Annotated in this window: 19 protein-coding genes; 5 read left to right on the top strand and 14 right to left on the bottom strand. The window is 60.8% G+C overall.

Annotated features, from left to right (window positions below; translation table 11 throughout):
• Positions 1-47 precede the first annotated feature (47 nt).
• Positions 48-581: a gamma-glutamylcyclotransferase gene (locus FHT93_RS21990; protein ID WP_112545540.1), complete on the top strand. Its 534-nt coding sequence runs from the start codon at positions 48-50 to the stop codon at positions 579-581.
• Here FHT93_RS21990 and FHT93_RS21985 read toward each other — a convergent pair.
• The 4 genes from FHT93_RS21985 to ftsE form a co-directional block, all read right to left on the bottom strand.
• Positions 578-1,375: a 1-acyl-sn-glycerol-3-phosphate acyltransferase gene (locus FHT93_RS21985; protein WP_112545539.1), complete on the bottom strand. Its 798-nt coding sequence runs from the start codon at positions 1,373-1,375 to the stop codon at positions 578-580. The genes FHT93_RS21990 and FHT93_RS21985 overlap by 4 nt on opposite strands.
• Positions 1,376-1,463: 88 nt before the next feature.
• Positions 1,464-2,177, bottom strand: coding sequence for a YdcF family protein (locus FHT93_RS21980; RefSeq protein WP_112545538.1), 714 nt, complete (start codon positions 2,175-2,177; stop codon positions 1,464-1,466).
• A gap of 66 nt (positions 2,178-2,243) precedes the next feature.
• Positions 2,244-3,266, bottom strand: coding sequence for an ABC transporter permease (locus tag FHT93_RS21975; RefSeq protein WP_183849475.1), 1,023 nt, complete (start codon positions 3,264-3,266; stop codon positions 2,244-2,246).
• Complete coding sequence (ftsE, locus tag FHT93_RS21970) at positions 3,259-3,918, bottom strand: cell division ATP-binding protein FtsE (RefSeq protein WP_007825071.1); 660 nt, start codon at positions 3,916-3,918, stop codon at positions 3,259-3,261. The genes FHT93_RS21975 and ftsE overlap by 8 nt, the downstream gene beginning before the upstream one ends.
• A gap of 206 nt (positions 3,919-4,124) precedes the next feature.
• Here ftsE and FHT93_RS21965 point away from each other — a divergent pair, with 206 nt between their 5' ends.
• The 3 genes from FHT93_RS21965 (at position 4,125) to FHT93_RS21955 (ending at position 5,915) form a co-directional block, all read left to right on the top strand.
• The gene (locus FHT93_RS21965) at positions 4,125-4,784 is read left to right on the top strand and encodes a hypothetical protein (protein WP_183849473.1); all 660 of its coding nucleotides are present in this window, start codon (positions 4,125-4,127) and stop codon (positions 4,782-4,784) included.
• Between the two features lie 109 nt (positions 4,785-4,893).
• Positions 4,894-5,436, top strand: coding sequence for a hypoxanthine phosphoribosyltransferase (gene hpt, locus FHT93_RS21960; RefSeq protein WP_183849471.1), 543 nt, complete (start codon positions 4,894-4,896; stop codon positions 5,434-5,436).
• 119 nt (positions 5,437-5,555) lie between these two features.
• Positions 5,556-5,915 (top strand): response regulator, encoded by a 360-nt coding sequence (locus tag FHT93_RS21955; RefSeq protein WP_112545534.1) that lies wholly within the window; start codon positions 5,556-5,558, stop codon positions 5,913-5,915.
• A gap of 57 nt (positions 5,916-5,972) precedes the next feature.
• On the opposite strand, the gene FHT93_RS21950 is transcribed toward FHT93_RS21955, so the two are convergent.
• From FHT93_RS21950 to argH, 4 genes are all read right to left on the bottom strand, one after another.
• Positions 5,973-8,609: a TIGR02302 family protein gene (locus FHT93_RS21950; protein WP_183849469.1), complete on the bottom strand. Its 2,637-nt coding sequence runs from the start codon at positions 8,607-8,609 to the stop codon at positions 5,973-5,975.
• 168 nt (positions 8,610-8,777) lie between these two features.
• Positions 8,778-10,046 carry a diaminopimelate decarboxylase gene (gene lysA, locus FHT93_RS21945; RefSeq protein WP_113013231.1) on the bottom strand — a complete coding sequence of 423 codons (1,269 nt, stop codon included), beginning with the start codon at positions 10,044-10,046 and terminating at the stop codon, positions 8,778-8,780.
• Positions 10,047-10,058: 12 nt separating this feature from the next.
• Positions 10,059-10,253, bottom strand: coding sequence for a lipoprotein (locus FHT93_RS21940; RefSeq protein WP_112545531.1), 195 nt, complete (start codon positions 10,251-10,253; stop codon positions 10,059-10,061).
• Positions 10,254-10,398: 145 nt separating this feature from the next.
• Positions 10,399-11,802, bottom strand: coding sequence for an argininosuccinate lyase (gene argH, locus FHT93_RS21935; protein WP_183849467.1), 1,404 nt, complete (start codon positions 11,800-11,802; stop codon positions 10,399-10,401).
• A gap of 26 nt (positions 11,803-11,828) precedes the next feature.
• On the opposite strand from argH, the gene FHT93_RS21930 reads away from it, so the two are divergent.
• Positions 11,829-12,491, top strand: a complete 663-nt coding sequence (locus FHT93_RS21930; RefSeq protein ID WP_112545701.1) for a TlpA disulfide reductase family protein — start codon at positions 11,829-11,831, stop codon at positions 12,489-12,491.
• A 178-nt stretch (positions 12,492-12,669) separates the two neighbouring features.
• On the opposite strand, the gene FHT93_RS21925 is transcribed toward FHT93_RS21930, so the two are convergent.
• From FHT93_RS21925 to FHT93_RS21900, 6 genes are all read right to left on the bottom strand, one after another.
• A complete protein-coding gene (locus FHT93_RS21925) occupies positions 12,670-13,551 on the bottom strand; it encodes a 3-hydroxybutyryl-CoA dehydrogenase (protein WP_112545529.1) in 882 nt (293 codons plus the stop codon).
• Between the two features lie 147 nt (positions 13,552-13,698).
• Positions 13,699-14,628, bottom strand: a complete 930-nt coding sequence (locus tag FHT93_RS21920; protein WP_112545528.1) for an electron transfer flavoprotein subunit alpha/FixB family protein — start codon at positions 14,626-14,628, stop codon at positions 13,699-13,701.
• Between the two features lie 23 nt (positions 14,629-14,651).
• A complete protein-coding gene (locus FHT93_RS21915) occupies positions 14,652-15,401 on the bottom strand; it encodes an electron transfer flavoprotein subunit beta/FixA family protein (protein ID WP_112970888.1) in 750 nt (249 codons plus the stop codon).
• Between the two features lie 183 nt (positions 15,402-15,584).
• Positions 15,585-16,370, bottom strand: coding sequence for a rhomboid family intramembrane serine protease (locus FHT93_RS21910; RefSeq protein WP_183849465.1), 786 nt, complete (start codon positions 16,368-16,370; stop codon positions 15,585-15,587).
• A 37-nt stretch (positions 16,371-16,407) separates the two neighbouring features.
• Positions 16,408-16,986: a cob(I)yrinic acid a,c-diamide adenosyltransferase gene (locus FHT93_RS21905; RefSeq protein WP_113115352.1), complete on the bottom strand. Its 579-nt coding sequence runs from the start codon at positions 16,984-16,986 to the stop codon at positions 16,408-16,410.
• Between the two features lie 14 nt (positions 16,987-17,000).
• A complete protein-coding gene (locus FHT93_RS21900) occupies positions 17,001-17,204 on the bottom strand; it encodes a twin transmembrane helix small protein (protein ID WP_037101578.1) in 204 nt (67 codons plus the stop codon).
• Positions 17,205-17,208: the final 4 nt, after the last annotated feature.

Raw genomic sequence — 17,208 nt, 5'->3', positions numbered from 1 at the left:
TGTTCTCCAATGGTGAGAGCGAAATCTGATTTGATCTGGCGTGCGATATGGACGAATTTTGGGTATTTGGCTACGGCTCGTTGATGTGGAATCCGGGCTTCGAATTCGTCGAGCGATCGCAAGCCCTGGTTTACGGCTATCGGCGCTCTCTTTGCGTCCGCTCCTTCGTGCATCGCGGCAGCCGGGAAACCCCCGGTCTCGTTCTCGGCCTCGACAGAGGCGGTGCCTGCCGCGGCATGGCTTTTCGCGTGGCGCCGGATAAGTGGGATGAAGTGATCGACTACCTGCGCGCCCGCGAACTCGTCACCAATGTCTATCTCGAACGGCATCTGCCGCTGCAGCTTCCGGATGGCCGCAGCGCGCGGGCTGTCGCCTATGTGGTCGATCGCGCCCATGAGCAATATGCCGGCGCACTCGACGCATTCGCTGCGGCACGTGTCGTCAACGTATCAGTAGGCCAGTCGGGGCCGAACGATGCCTATGTCTTCAACACGCTCGCGCATCTCAAGGAGATGGGTATTCGCGACCAGTGGCTGGAGCAGGTGGCAGAGGAAGTCACGCGGCTGCGGGCTGCGGCTTAAGCCGTGACCGCTTTTGCCTTGCGCAACTCGGCCAGCCGTTCTGCCGCTGTCGGCGGCAACGGCACATGCGGGTTGCGTTCGACCGTGTCGATCAGGAGCTGATCGCTGGCGCTTTCCGTCACGTCGATCAGATGGGCGAAGAAGGCGTCAGGATCCATGCCGGGCATGATGGGCGGCAGGATCTGTACCTTGAAGTGACCGGGATAGCGCATGGTACTGCGGCGCGGCCAGAACAGACCAGGATGCATTACGATGGGTACGACCGGCAGCTGCAGGTCGCGGTACATGCGGGCGATGCCGTATTTGTACAGTGGCTCGGCACCTGGTGGGCGGCGTGTGCCCTCAGGGTAGATGATGAGCTGGCGGCCGGTGGCAAGCTCTTCCTTGGTGCGTTTCAGAACCTCGACCATCACCTTGCCGCGGGCACCGCGGTCGACCGGAATCATTCGCTGCTTCTTGGCATACCAGCCGAAGAGCGGGATCCACATGAGTTCGCGCTTGAGGATGTAGACCGGATCGTCGAGGTTGGGCAGCAGCGCATATGTATCCCAGAAGGACTGATGCTTCGGCGAAATGATGTAGCTGCCGTGAGGCAGGTTCTCGATGCCCTCGATCTCGAAGGTCGTTCCCACGATCACCCGCATCAGCCAGTGGTTCGAGCGCGCCCAGTTCTTGGGAACGCTGTAGGCGAGCTTGCGCGGAATGATGAAGTAGATCGGGGAGAGCACGATCATCCGCAGGATGAGGTTTGCATAGAAGATCGTGTTGAACAGAACGGAACGCAGGGCGATCATGAAACTTTCCCGAGGCACGGTCACGGGACCGGCCTACACGATATTGCCCGTCGGAAAAAGCGTCTGATTGCCTGAGCGCGCAAAAGTCTCAGCTTTGGCCCGCCAGGCTGGCGGAACGCAGGCCCGTATGGCGCAGGCCGACAATGTTGCGTGCACCGGCCAACAGTACCTTGGCGTATTCGGCCAGCATGACGCGCAAGGCGTTCGGATCAGTGAACCAATCGCGTGTCTTCAGATCGGAATTGACGACGGGATAGGCGATGAATTGGGTGTCGGGATCGACATAGGCGAGTTCGGCGAGGCTGCGCGGCATGTGGTAGTTGTTGGTGACGACGAGGATGCTCTTATAGCCCCTGGCATGAATCCAGTTCGACGCCTCCTCCGCATTGCCGATCGTATCGAGCGCGTCGTAGCCTATGTCGACACAGCAGGAAAAGAGATCGGCAGAGCCTTGGGTCATCCTGCGGATCTGCGCCGGCGTGGTGGAGGGATGCGCGCCGGAGATCAGCAACCGCTTGCCTGCACCTTTTTGCAGGAGCTCGACGGCTTGATCGATACGCTGGTAGCCCCCGGTCAGCACGATGATCGCGTCCGCCCGCGGCTCGGCTGGAGGCTTCAGGGTCGTCACCGAATCGGCAAAACGCAAAAAACCGCCGAAGATCAGCGCAGCAATCAACACGCAGGAAAAGCCCGTCCAACGCAAGACGCGACGGATGGGGCTACGCCGCGCCGAGACGCTCTCGGGGCGTTCAATCTCCGGGTCCGGGCGAATCGGATTGCGTGTCGTATGGCCCATCGTCATGAGTCGTGATTATACGCTGATTGCGGCGCAGAACAGACGCTTTCATGGCAAATCGGCATGCTGCGACTAATTCACGATGCCGTCCGCGCGCGTCGGATCGGAACGCAATGTATCGATTTCATAGATCGTGCGCATGACAGTGAGCCGCGCCGTCAACGTCGTGAGCAACGCAATCACGATCATCGTCGCCAAGATGCCGAGATAGCCGAGGGCACCGACCGAAAAAGTGCCGAAGAGGGCCGTTGCCTGATCGGTCTCTGGCGTGGCGATCGTCTTGCTCTGCAAGAAGCCGGCGCCGGCAAAAAAGAGGGCGGCCAGCGCACTGCCGATTGCCGAACCCTTGAGGCTGATTTTCAGGAAATGCTTCTGGAATTCCGTCGCGACGAACGAGCTCTCGGCACCGACGAAATGCAGGACTTCGACGATGTGGCGATTGCCGGAAAGTACGCCGCGCGTGGCAAAGACCACCGTCAGTACCATGGCTGCGAAAACAAGTAGCAGAATGCCGGTGCCGATCATGACCGTCGTGCGGGCCATGGCAACCAGCCGGTCCACCCAGGTACGGTGGTCATCAAGGAAGGCTTGCGGGATACTTTCCTTCAGAAGATCGCGCATCGCCGCAAAGTCGGGTGGATGGCTCTCGTCGATGGTGATGATCACCAGACGCGGCACGGGAAGTTCCTTGATGTCCAGACCGCTGCCGAGCCACGGCTCCAGAAGGCGAGCAGTGGCGGCTTCATCGACGATTTGACCGCTCTTCGTGCCGACGAAGGTGAGCGCGATATCGCGGGCCTGAACGAGGGCCTTTTCCATGTCCAAGTTATCGTCGGGCTTGATCTGAATGGTGACTTCGCGGGAGATCTGGCTTTCCCAGCTTGCTGCAGTCGAACGGACCATGCTGACGCCACCGAGTGTCAGGCAGGCAAGGAATGCCATGATGGCGATGACAACCATCAGTGCATTGCCCTGGATGTTCGATGGCGGCAGGATCGGTGCCGTGGGGCGCACGCGCATCTCCGGCCGCTTGGGCTGCTGGGCAGGGGCAGCGGCAGGCGCCTTTGCGCGGGTCCTGGTGGGCGGTTTAGTCATAAATATCGAGATGCCCTTCCGAGAGGATCATGCGGCGGGCTTCCACCTGGTCCATCAGCGAGAGATCGTGAGTGGCAATCACCACCGCGGTGCCTAGGCGATTGAGCTCCATGAAGAGGTTCAGCAGGCGCTTGGCCATCGGCGGATCGACATTGCCGGTCGGTTCGTCGGCAAGCAGCACTTCCGGCCGGTCCATCAGTGCGCGGGCGATTGCCGCGCGCTGCTTCTCACCGCCCGAGAGCACTGGTGGCAACACGTTGATGCGTTCGCCGAGGCCGACCCATTTCAAAAGTTCCAGCACATCGGTCTTGTAGGTGCTCTCATCCTTGCCGCGCACGCGTAGCGGCAGGGCCACATTCTCATAGGTCGTCAGATGGTCGAGAAGGCGGAAATCCTGAAAGACGATGCCGACCCGGCGGCGCAGCAGCGGCAGCTCGGGCCGCGGGATCTCGGATATGTCGCGCCCGAACATGCGGATCAGGCCGCGGGTCGGCTGCAGCGACATGAAGAGCAGGCGCAGGAGCGTGGTCTTGCCGGCGCCGGACGGGCCAGTCAGAAACTGGAAGGACTTTTTCGGGATGTCGAAAGTCAGGTCCCGGAGGATTTCCGGGCCCATACCATATCGCAAACCGACATTCTCGAAATGGATCAACGGGGCAGCTCAGTCTTTCGTGGTTTCACCGCATGACTTGTTAACCAACACCGTTAACAGCGGGTAAATTTTGCCGGAAAGACGCCCGTTTGATGGCGATCTTTGCGAAGCATTAACCATTGAAATTTACGACTGGGCTGGATTCGTTTCAATGCCAAGATTGTTTTGGGCAGCGAAACCATGTGGACATCCGAGAGGTCGCCACCATGGAAGCATCCTACTTCAGAAGACAGGCCGCCGGCCAGACCTATGATTTTCTGCCGCCGGATCCGGTTATTCGCCAGCCTCGGCGCATGCCGCGCAGAGATGACGTTGCCGATGCCGAGTTCGTTGTTGTCGGCAAGGCACGGCAGCAAGGTGGGTCCGGCAATGCCCGCGATACGAGCCACAATCCCCGTCGCAGCGTCCCGCCCAGGGACCAACCTCCAATGCCGCTTTCTACCGTCACCGCGGTCGTGCGCAACATTGAGGTCTGGCTACAACAGGCGTCGCTGCAGGGCTTTGCTGCACTGGTCGCCTCGCTCTTCGTGCTGGTGTTCGGACTTGCCGGTGGATTTTCGTTTCTTTCGGAAAGTGGAGGGCCGCCGGCTGCTGCGCTTCACTTCTCGCATGTGACGATTACCCCACGCGACGCCAATGGCATGCGCATCCTGCTGATCAATGGCATCATCGAGAACGACAGCGGCGTGACGCAGCAGGTCAAGCCGATCCGCGCCGATCTCGTCGCCGACGACAGATTGACCGCCAGTATCGTCATCGAGCCACCGGCCGATGCCATTTATGCAGGTCAGAGCCGTGGCTTTTCAGCCCGTGTGCAGCATGTCGGCGGCAAGGTGCCGGATCTGCGGCTTTCCTTCATGCCCTGAGCGCCAAGGGCGTTTTTGGGTTGATCGACGGGAAAACCTGCTTCTGCGGGGTGTTTCGCCGGGATTAATGTGCTAACGGCTTACCCTTCATTTTACGGAGCAAGCCTTTATGCCTGTCGTGCGCGGAAAAAACATCGAACCGCTCTTCACTGCCGAGCAGATCGCCGAGCGCAATCATTCCCTGGCGCAGGATATCGCAGCCGGTCCGACCAAGGACCTGCTGGTCATCGCCGTGCTCAAGGGTTCCTTCATTTTTGCGGCCGATCTGCTGCGCGCCCTGCATGATACCGGCCTTGCTCCCGAGGTCGAATTCATCACGCTTTCGAGCTATGGCGCGGGCACGGTTTCGCAGGGCGTGCGCATCGTCAAGGATATCGACAGCGACGTGAAGGCCCGCGATGTCCTGCTGATCGACGACATTCTTGAATCCGGCCGTACGCTGCGGTTTGCCAAAGAGCTGCTCTATGAGCGCGGTGCGCGCAACGTGACGATCGCCGTGCTGCTCGACAAGCGCGTGAAGCGCAAGGAAGAACTGGAAGCGGACTATGTCGGCTTCGAATGCCCCGACTATTTCGTGGTCGGCTACGGCATGGATGTCGCCTATGCCTTCCGCGAGCTGCCCTTCGTCGGCGTGGTTACCGGTGACGCATAAGCCGTCCTGCTTCAAGACGGCTTGTTAACCATTCCGTCGATCGGCCTGACATGTTTACCGATCGAAAAGGAACCGCATGCGATCTCCGTCGCGGGGCATGACGACGGAGCAATGCACAGATGGCAAAAATTCTGATCACGGAAGACGAGGATTCCCTTCGTACTTTCGTAGCCCGGGCACTACGCCTTGACGGTCATGAGACCGATGAAGCCGCCGATGGGGCGGAAGGGCTGGAAAAGCTGAAGGGCGGCAGCTACGACCTGCTGCTTTCCGATATCCGGATGCCGGTCATGGACGGCATCGAACTGGCTCATCAGGCGAAGGATGCCTTTCCGGCGCTGAAAATCCTGCTGATGACGGGTTATGCCGAACAGCGCGAACGCGCTGACGACCTGGCTGAGAAAATTATCGATGTCGTGCCGAAACCGTTCGCCTTGCCTGACATCCGCAAGGCCGTGGCGCGCGCCCTGGTCGCATAACATATTGCGGCGCGGCGTGCCCAAAAGGCACGCCAACTACCCTCACTCCTCTCAGCATCACTGAATATCCAGCAGCCGCTCGAGATATTGACGCTCGATCGCCTGGGTCGGATTATTCCCGAGCTTTTCGCGGATGGCGTCGAGAATCTCCCGGGCGCGCTGGACGTCGATCTCGTCGGGTATCTTCACATCGTTGTTCATATCGGGGCCGAGATCGGTCTGGCGCGGGCGGCCAAGCGGATCGCGGCCGTTCTGGTTGCCCTGGCCGAGCTGGCCGTTGGGTCCCTGTTGTCCTTGCTGACCCTGCTGTGCCTGCATCATCTGGCTCATCATGTCGCGCGCGCCCTGCCGCAGGGCTTCTAGAGCCCGTCCCTGGCCTTCCACAGCGCTGCTGCCGTTGCCCTGGCCGAGGTCGCGGCCGGCGCCTTCCATTTCCCGCTGCGCCTGACCGAAGCCTTCGCCAGGCTTCATACCCATATCGCTGAGGCTCTTCTGCAGTTCCTGCAACTGCTTGCCGAGCGCATCCTGCTGGGAGCGCAACTGCTTCAATGCTTCACGCAGTTGCTCGGCCGTCATCTGGTCACCGGGCTGCTGGCCTTGCTGCTGCTCCTGCTGGCCCTGCTGCTGTTGCTGCTGGCCTTCCTCGCCCGGCATCATGTCGTCCATGTTGGGGTCACCGCGCTGCATGCGGTCGCGAAGCTGCTGGTCGAGGCGGAAGGTCTCGTCCATCAGCTTCTGCTGGTCGCGCAGGATCTTGCCGAGCTTGTCCATCTGCTGTGTCAGCTGGCTGTTTTCCTGCTGCTGGCCGCGTTGCGGGCGGGCTGTCTGCAGATTGTTCATCAGCCGCTGCAGTTCTGACAGCATCTGCTGGGCGGCATCACGATTGCCGGAGCGCGCCAGGTTTTCGATCTGGTCCATCATGCGCTGCAGATCCTGCTGGCGCAGGAAATTCTGGGCATTCTGGTTCGGCTGCATCGGCATGTTCTGCAGGCGCTGGGCGAGCTCGTTCATGTAGTCCTGCATCGCCTTGCGCAGTTCATCCATCAGCTTCTTGATTTCGGCATCAGGAGCATTGCGGTTCAGCGCATCGGCAAGGTTCTGCTGGGCGTCGCGCAGCCGCCGTTCGGCCAGCGAAAGATCCCCTTCCTCGATACCGAGGGCGATGTCCCAGAGATATTGGGCGGTATCCTTGAGTTGCTCATCACCTTTGGCGATTTTCATGCGGGTCAGCGCGGACTCTATCAGCAGGAAATGGGTGGTGTTCGGGATCGTCTCCTCGGGCCGGATCGTCAGGGCTTCGTTGAGCGCGATTGCTTCCTTCATCTTGCGAGTATCGAGAGCAAACGTCTGGCGCTCTTCGGCGACGGCTGCAGCCAGCGGCTCGCTGAAGGGTCGCGACGGCATGATCATTTCATAGGGCGGGCTGCGACCCGTCTGTCCGGCGGCATCCTTCGCGACGAGCGTGATGCGTACGCGTTTGCCGGCCAGCGGATGCTCGGTCAGGTTCTTGCTCGTCAGGCCCTTGCCGTCACGCGCATTGCGGCGGGGAATGTCCAGCCGGAATTCCGGCAGCGGATAGAGCGGCGTTGCGGCCGGGTCGGATTCGACCGGCACGATCTCGGCATGAGCCTCTTGCACGCCGTAATCGTCCTTCACCGTAAAGCCGATTTCCAGAGCACCATTGACGGCGCGGCGCGGCATGCCGTCGAAGGCGATTTCCGGGGCCTTGTCGGGCAGCACGTCGAAATTCCAGGTGCGGCCGTTCGCCTGCAGTGCGCCGTTCTCCTCAAGCTTCATGATGTGCGTCTGCGCCATCAGTTGAGGTGCGACCGGCGCGCCGCCCGAGGGCTGTTCGGTATTGGCATTTGCGGCCGGTTGCGGCCGGGTGTCTTCCTGAACAGCAATTTCGTGGCTTTCGCCATTGGCCTTCCTGAACAGCACCTTCTCGTCCGATTGACCGCCGCTGACACGCACCGTCAGGCTGGAAAACTGCGGAACGCCGATCGGTGTCTGTTCACTGCCATCGGCCGTCAGATAGATCGGCGCGCGGCCGGTATAGGAGGGTGGGGTCACCCAGGCGTCGATACGCACGGCCGGATTGCTCGTAACCTGTGCGGGCGCGGGCTCAAATGCATCGGCGACGGAACCGCCGTTGATGGACAGCGAATAACCGAAAGCGGTAACGACAAGCAGTGCCGGAATCGCGCGCAGTGCGAAGCGGTCGTGCCGCGCGATATCGGGTCGCGGCAGACCGGCGTCCAATGTCGCGATCTTCCGCGCCATGCGCGTCTGGTGTTCACGCCACAGGGCGCGGGAGAAGGGTGTGTCGAAGGCGGGCTCATCCTCCTGCACCATGACCGGCTGATGCGGCAGGCCATTGCGCTCTTCCAGCATGCGGTCGGCGTCGACAACGCGGGGCCAGCGAAGATTGCGGAACGGCAGGAGGGAAACGAGGAAGCCTGCAGCAAAGACGGTCAGGAGGAGGATGCGCAGCCAATCCGGTACGATGCGGAAGAAGCCGAACCATGAGACCGAGAGATAAATCGCCACAACCGAAAGGGCGGGTACCAGCAGCGGAAGAACCTGCTCGGCAAGAAGCACGATCCGCGCGAGGAAACGTTTTGCTGCCACAAGCCGCGCAAGAGAGGGTTGAAGCGCGAATGCGCCTTTCTTCTGCCTTGCGGGGCTTGTCATCAATCCGGTCTCCGCGATCTGGCGTTCAGGGAACAGAGGGCGCTTCCGGCGATTGCTGGGCAATACGCTCACGAAGGAAAAGGATAACACTCTTTGTGGCGAAGGCGAGGGCGAGGGCCCTTCAATACCGGTTTTTCACGTGTGGTCGCCAAAAAGTGATTGCGACCTTTAGTCCAGCCAGGCCGGGACGGAATCGAGACTGATCAGCTCCGAATAGGTGCGGCGGGGGCGAATCACATGGAACTCGTCGCCCTTGACCAGAACTTCAGGCACGAGAAGGCGGCTATTATAGGTGCCCGCCTGGACTGCGCCGTAAGCGCCGGCCGTGCCGATGGCCAGGAGGTCGCCCGGCTTCGGGGTCGCCATTTCGCGGTCGAGCGCGAGGTAATCGCCGGTCTCGCAGACGGGGCCGACAACATCGGCCCGGATGCGCGGCGCGTTGGCAGCCGAAATCACCACGGGGCGGACCTCATGATAGGCCTCGTAGAGTGTCGGACGGATGAGGTCGTTCATCGCGCCGTCAACGACCACGAAGGTCTTTTCGCCGCCGTCCTTCAAATAGATGACCTCGGTGACGAGGATACCGGCATTGCCGACGAGCAGGCGGCCCGGCTCAGTGACGATCTTGCAGTTCAGAGAGCGAAGCTGGTTCTTGACGACGGCGGCATAGGCTTCCGGCGAGGGCGGCGGGTTGTTGTCGTCCTTATAGGGGATGCCGAGACCGCCGCCGATATCGACGTGATGGATATCGTGACCATCGGCGCGCAACGTGTCGACCAGATCGTGCAACAGCTTGAACGCATCGTCGAAGGGCTGCAGCTCAGTGATCTGGCTGCCGATATGCATGTCGATGCCGGTAACCTCGATCCCGGGCAGGCTGGCGGCGCGAGCATAGATCGTGCGGGCGCGCTCCCAGGAGATGCCGAACTTGTTTTCCTTCTTGCCTGTCGAAATCTTCGCATGGGTACGGGCGTCGACATCCGGATTGATGCGGAAGGAAACAGGCGCCTTCTTGCCGGCGCGCACGGCACGCTGGTTGAGAACTTCGAGTTCCGGTTCGGATTCGACGTTGAAGCAGTAGATACCGGCTTCGAGTGCGTAGTCCATCTCATTCGGTGTCTTGCCGACGCCGGAGAACATGATGCGGTTGGCGGGAATTCCCGCGGCAAGCGCGCGGCGCAGTTCGCCTTCGGAAACCACGTCGATGCCGGCACCGAGCCGGCCGAGCGTTTTCAGCACGGCCTGGTTCGAATTTGCCTTCATTGCGTAGCAGACCATGGAATCGACATCGCCGAAGGCGTCGGCGAAGACGCGGTAATGGCGCTCGAGCGTTGCAGTCGAATAGACGTAGAAGGGCGTACCGACCGCTTTGGCGATCTCGGGAACGGGAACGTTCTCGGCGTAGAGAATGCCGTCGCGATACTGGAAATGGTTCACTGGAGTCCGGCCTTAGAGAAGGGGATCGAGAATAAAGGGCTTGTCGACGGAGCCTGGCCGTTGCGTCGGTTTGGAAACATCGCCGCCCTTTGTCGCGTTTGCGCTCGGCGGATCGAGGTCACCCTTGCGGCCGCACCCGGCAACGGCGAGGCCGATGACGGCAAAAACCACCGTAAGGCGGATGAAATGCGGCAAGCTGGTCTGCATGGATATCCTCGTATCGGACACTGGGCGGGCACTGACTGGCATCTTCATAGCGAAGTTTGACAGCCTTGTGCACCCCGATTGTTGACGCTTTGTCCAGTGCGTGTTTCCGGGCGGGAGACCGTTCTCCATTTCGCCCGGAAATGCCTTAATTGCGCGCGCGCCAATAGGCGATCTGCTTCCTGACTTCCGAAGGTGCGGTGCCGCCAAAACTCTTGCGGCTGGCGACCGAAGCTTCGACCGTCAGCACGTCATAGACCTTGTCGGTAATGGCGGGATTGATCCCCTGCAGATCGGCGAGCGGAAGCTCCGACAGATCGCAGCCCCTGCTTTCGGCAAGGGCCACGGCGCGGCCGGTGACATGGTGGGCGTCGCGGAAGGGAAGACCCGCCTCGCGCACCAGCCAGTCGGCGAGATCTGTCGCAGTCGAATAGCCCGAGCCAGCGGCCGCTTTCATTCTGATAGTGTTGATCGTCATGTCGCGTACCATGCCAGTCATGGCGGCAATCGCAAGTTCCAGGCTCTCGGCTGCGTCGAAGACCTGTTCCTTGTCTTCCTGCATGTCCTTGGAATAGGCGAGCGGCAGGCCCTTCATGATCGTCAGCAGGGCGATCAGCGAGCCATTGATGCGGCCGGTCTTGGCACGCACCAGCTCGGCCGCATCCGGGTTCTTCTTCTGCGGCATGATCGAGGAGCCGGTGGAGAAGGCGTCGGAGAGACGCACGAAGCCGAATTGCGGCGTCGACCAGATGACGATCTCTTCTGCAAGACGCGACAGATGCACGGCGCAGATTGCGGCAATCGCCAGGAACTCGATGGCAAAATCACGGTCGGAAACGGTGTCGATCGAGTTGCGGGTCGGCTCACGGAAACCGAGAGCCTTTGCGGTCATGTGGCGGTCGATCGCATAGCCGGTGCCGGCGAGCGCTGCCGCACCGATCGGGCTTTCATCGAGATGTTCGATTGCGTGGCGAACACGCGAGCGGTCGCGGCCGAACATTTCCACATAGGCCATGCAGTGGTGGCCGAAGGTCACCGGCTGGGCTGTCTGCAAATGCGTGAAGCCAGGCATGACGCTGTCTGCATGTTCCTCGGCGCGATCGAGGAAGGCTGCGATCAGATCGGTCAGCATGGCCTCGGTTTTTTGCAATTCTTCCTTCACCCAGAGGCGAAAGTCGAGCGCCACCTGGTCATTGCGCGAACGGGCCGTGTGAAGGCGGCCGGCCGCTGGGCCGATCAGGGTCGCAAGCCGTGCCTCGACGTTCATGTGAATGTCTTCAAGCTGGCGGGAGAATTCGAAATTGCCGCTTTCGATCTCTGACAGGATCGTGTTTAGCCCGTGAACGATCTTGTCCTTATCGTCGGCGGAAATAATGCCCTGATGGGCGAGCATCGTGGCGTGGGCGATCGATCCGCGGATGTCCTGGGCAAACAGCTTCTTGTCGAAACCGATCGAGGCATTTATCTCCTCCATGATCGCATCGGGGCCGGAGGCGAAACGTCCGCCCCACATCTGGTTGGAGGATTTGGTGTCCGTGTTGTCCTCGGCCATGGAAGATGCCCGTCCTGGAGAATGAAATGACGACGAAAAAACCCTTCGGCCTGCCGTCCGTGAAACTGATCGCAATCGCTGCCGTTGCTGGCATCGTTGCCGGTGCGGCAGCGGTATACGTGAAGGAGACGGGCATTGGCAATGGTATCGGCGATACGGCTTCGGCCGAGTGCCCGCTGACGAAGGAGCGCAGTGCTAACCTGAGCTCCCTCATGAAAGGCCAGGTTGCCGCCATGGTCGCCGCCAACCAGCCGAAGAAACTTCAGACAGTCGCGTTCAACGGCCCTGACGGCAAGCCGATGACGCTTGATCATTTCGCCGGCAAGACCGTGCTTCTCAATCTCTGGGCCACATGGTGCGTGCCCTGCCGCGAGGAAATGCCGGCACTGAACGCGCTGGAGAAGGATATGGGCAGCGACAAGTTCCAGGTCGTGCCTGTCAATATCGATAGTGGTGACGATGAGAAGCCGAAGGCGTTCCTGAGCGAAATCGGTGTCGATGCGCTGCAGCTTTACCGGGACAATACGATCGGCGTCTTCAATAGCCTGAAAAAGGAAGGACTTGCCTTCGGTCTTCCGGTCACGCTGCTGCTCGACGAAAAGGGTTGCCTGATCTCGGCCATGAACGGTCCGGCCGCATGGGATAGCGACGATGCCAAGGCGCTGATCAAGGGGGCGATCGGGTCGTAAGGACGCGGCTCAGGGGTCACCGGCGCCGCGGATAAGGAACACACCTGCCAGTCCGATCAGGACGCAGCACTGCAGCAGAAACATCGGCAATTCGCTCGACATGATTTTTCCTCCCATTCACGGCAGGAAAGCATGTCGCGAGCCTTTGTTCCATTCGCCTATTTTAGTGATCAGGGACTTATCGGGTCGGAACCGGGGTTTCGCCGCGATAGTCATAGAAGCCGCGGCCGGATTTGCGGCCGAGCCAGCCGGCCTCGACATATTTCACCAGAAGCGGGCACGGGCGGTATTTGCTGTCGGCGAGGCCGTCGTGCAGCACCTGCATGATTGAAAGGCAGGTATCGAGGCCGATGAAATCGGCAAGCTGCAACGGTCCCATCGGATGGTTGGCGCCGAGTTTCATGGCGGTATCGATGGCATCGACCGTGCCGACGCCTTCGTAGAGCGTATAGATCGCTTCATTGATCATCGGCAGCAGAATGCGGTTGACGATGAAGGCCGGGAAATCCTCGGCGACCGTAACGGTCTTTTCCAGCGATGCGACGAATTCCCTGGCGGCGGAAAAGGTTGTTTCCTCAGTCGCGATGCCGCGCACCAGTTCCACGAGCTTCATGACCGGAACCGGGTTCATGAAGTGGATGCCCATGAAACGCTCGGGACGGTCGGTCGCGGCTGCAAGACGCGTGATCGACAGCGAGGAGGTGTTGGTGGCAAGGATCGCTTCCGGCTTCAGTACCGGACAGACCTGAGTATAGATCTTGCGCTTGACGCTTTCATCTTCGGTTGCCGCCTCGATCACGAGATCAGAGGGGGCGAGATCGTTGACATTGGCCGAGCCGGTAATGCGGGAAAGCGCTGTGCTGCGCTCTTCATCCGTCATCTTGCCGTTCGTCACCTGACGCGCAAAATTGCCGTTGATGGTGGCAAGGCCGGACTCGATACGGTCCTGCGACAGATCGTAGATATGAACCTTGTATCCTGCGGCGGCCGAAACATGCGCGATGCCGCAGCCCATCTGGCCCGCACCAATGATACCAATATTCTTCAACACCGCGCTCATCTCCAACCCCCGCCCGGCATACACCCCCGCGCCGCCGGTATTTTTATATGAAATTGCCGGACGAAAGATCGCCCGGCAAAAGTAGTAGACCGATAGAAGACAATTTTCCAGTCATTCGCAAGTGCGAAAAGAAGGCAATCTGACCGATCAGAGGGCTTTTTCGAGCTCCGGCAGAACGTCGAAGAGATCGGCGACAAGTCCATAGTCGGCGATCTGGAAGATCGGGGCCTCTTCGTCCTTGTTGATCGCGACAATGACCTTCGAATCCTTCATGCCGGCAAGATGCTGGATGGCGCCCGATATGCCGCAGGCAATGTAGAGCTGCGGGGCGACGACCTTGCCGGTCTGGCCGACCTGCCAGTCGTTCGGGGCGTAACCGGCGTCGACAGCGGCACGCGAGGCGCCGACGGCTGCACCGAGCTTGTCGGCGACCGGCAGGATGACTTCCTTGAACTTCTCGGCGGAACCGAGCGCGCGGCCACCGGAGATGATGATCTTTGCGGAGGTCAGTTCCGGACGTTCGGAGGCCGAGAGCGCGTCGGACACGAAGTTCGAAAGGCCCGGATCGGAGACGGCGGGGATTGTTTCGACGGCGGCCGAGCCGCCCTCGGAGGCGGAGGCGAAGGAAGCGGTGCGCACGGTGAGGACCTTCTTGGCGTCGGTCGCCTGCACCGTCTGGATCGCGTTGCCGGCATAGATCGGGCGCTTGAAGGTATCCGGCGAAATCACTTCGGTGATTTCGGAGACCTGGGCGACATCGAGGAGAGCGGCGACGCGCGGCATGACATTCTTGCCAGTGGAGGTCGCCGCGGCGACGATCGTGTCGTAGCTGCCGGCCAGAGAGACGATCAGGTCGCCAAGCGGCTCAGCAAGATTGTTGGCGAGCTCATCGCTTTCGGCGAGCAGCACCTTGGAGACGCCGGAAAGCTTGGCAGCCGCGTCGGCGGCGGCCTTTGCGCCCTTGCCGGCGACGAGAACGTGGATGTCTCCGCCAATCTGTGCGGCAGCCGTCAGGGCCTTGGCGGTCTGGTCGGAAAGGGTTGCGTTGTCGTGGTCAGCCAGAAGAAGAATGGCCATGGTCGTAATTCCTTTCTCGAACCTTAGAGGACGCCGGCTTCGTTCTTGAGCTTGTCGACAAGCTCGGCGACCGACTTCACCTTGACGCCCGCCTTGCGGCCGGACGGCTCTTCCGTCTTCAGCACCTTGAGGCGTGGAGCGGTGGAAATACCGAAATCGGCCGGGCTCTTCTTATCGAGGGGCTTCTTCTTCGCCTTCATGATGTTCGGCAGGGTGGCGTAACGCGGCTCGTTCAAGCGCAGGTCGGTCGTGACGACCGCGGGTAGCTTGACCTTGATCGTCTGCAGGCCGCCGTCGATCTCACGGGTAACGGTGGCATTGTCGCCCTCGATCGCGATCTTGGAGGCGAAGGTCGCCTGGGCGGAGCCGAGGAGGGCTGCCAGCATCTGGCCGGTCTGGTTGGAATCGTCGTCGATCGCCTGCTTGCCGACGATGATCAAGCCCGGCTTTTCGGCGTCGGCAACACCCTTGAGGATCTTTGCCACTGTGAGCGGTTCGACGGAGTCATCGGTTTCGACGAGGATGGCGCGGTCGGCGCCCATTGCGAGCGCCGTGCGGAGCGTTTCCTCGGCCTTGGCAGGGCCGATCGAGACGACGACCACTTCCTCGGCCTTGCCTGCTTCCTTCAGGCGAAGGGCCTCCTCGACCGAAATCTCGTCGAACGGGTTCATCGACATCTTGACGTTGGCAAGGTCGACGCCCGATCCATCCGGCTTGACGCGGATCTTCACGTTGTAATCGACAACGCGCTTGACTGGGACGAGAATTTTCATGGGGTCCTTCCTTCGAACAGAGATGGGCCTTCAACAGAGACTTCTGGGAAAATGCGCGCTTGGGCGCCGCTCCGATTGTCGAATGGCGACATGGATACGCGTTTTTCCTCCAAATACAACGCTTCCGTGACGCAGCCGGTCGATTTGGATGGCAATATATTAACGTTTACGTTCACGTCAATATTAAAGCTTGTCTCGGCCCCAGGGCAGGCGCGGTGGCACGGGCATGCCCGAGGCAGTGACGCGAATGGGGATCGGCCGATCCTTGACGGCGCGCGGCGTCACGATCTGCCGGTCGAACAGCGGCACGCCCGGCCGGCGCATGACGAAAATGAGCAGGGCACCCGCGATGATGCCGCCGACATGGGCGCCCCACGAGACGTTGCCGTCGGAATCGATCAACAGCATGAAGAACTGCTGGCCGACCCAGAGCAGGAGCGGGATGAAGGCGGGTAGCGGCAATGGCACGCGGAAAAAAACCAGTACCCAGACCCGCACGCGCGGATGCAGCATCAGATAGGCCGCCACCACACCGGAGATCGCCCCGGATGCGCCGACGAGCGGGGCTTCCGATGTCGTCGACAGCAGGCCGTGGCAGAGGGCACCGGCGGCCGCACAGGCGAGGTAGAAGACGAGGAAACGCAGATGCCCCATTGCATCCTCGACATTGTCGCCGAAGACCCAGAGGAAGATCATGTTGCCGGCAAGATGCCAGAAGCCCGTATGGATGAAGGAATAGGTGATGTAGGTGGCGGCTTCCGGCACGATCTCCAGTCCCGGCGCCAGCATCGCATGGCCGAAGATGATAGCTGGGATATAGCCGAGGCCGACGGTTGCGGCCTGCGCGACCTGCTCGCTTTCGACAGCCGTGAAGATCCAGGCGGCAATGTTTGCCGCCATCAGGCCGAGCGTGACCCACTGGACCTTGATATGTTTCAGCGTATTGGCATCGTGCAGCGGTATGAACATGAAAGCCTGCCCCCGGGCGATCGTGATGGCTGCGAACCTACCTGTTTTTTCCGGGAACCCAAAGCACATCCGCCTTGCCGCCATCATTTGCATGGCGGGCCGCAACGAACAGGAAGTCGGAGAGACGGTTGACATATTTGAGGGCCGCGACGCCCACGATCTCTCCCTCGCCGCGGGCAAGTGCAACCATCAGCCGTTCGGCACGGCGCGCCATCGTCCGGGCAAGGTGCAGATGAGCGGCGGCAGGGCTGCCGCCGGGCAGCACGAAGGATTTCAGCGGGTCGAGATCGGCATTCAGCCTGTCGATATCGCGTTCCAGCCGGGTGACCTGGCTTTCCACGACGCGTAGCGGCTCATAAGCCGGCGGCTCGTTGGTTTCAGGCGTAGCCAGATCGGCACCGAGGTCGAAGAGGTCGTTCTGGATCAGCATCAGCATGGCATCGAGTTCGGGCAGGTCCGCCGTATGCAGCCTTGCGACGCCGATTACCGAATTGGTTTCGTCGATGGTGCCGTAGGCTTCGACACGCAGGTCATGCTTGGCACGTCGCGGGCCGGAGACGAGCGCGGTCGTGCCGTCATCGCCGGTTCTGGTGTAGATCTTGTTGAGCTTTACCATTGACGGCTTTCGGATCAGCTCGGGCGTCCGCCACCGGTCAACCAGAGCGTCAGCATGATCAGGATGACGGCGATTGCCTGCAGCAGCACGCGCAGCTGCATCAGCTTGTTGGAAAGGTTCGGATCGCCACCCTTCATCATGTTGAACAGGCCGCGGATCAGCACGAGGGCGACGAGGCCCATGACGATGATCGCAATGACGTAGGTGACTGTGGACATGGCA

The organism is Rhizobium sp. BK379 (assembly GCF_014193955.1).
GTDB lineage: Bacteria > Pseudomonadota > Alphaproteobacteria > Rhizobiales > Rhizobiaceae > Rhizobium.
This window is presented reverse-complemented; position numbering and strand designations above follow the sequence as displayed.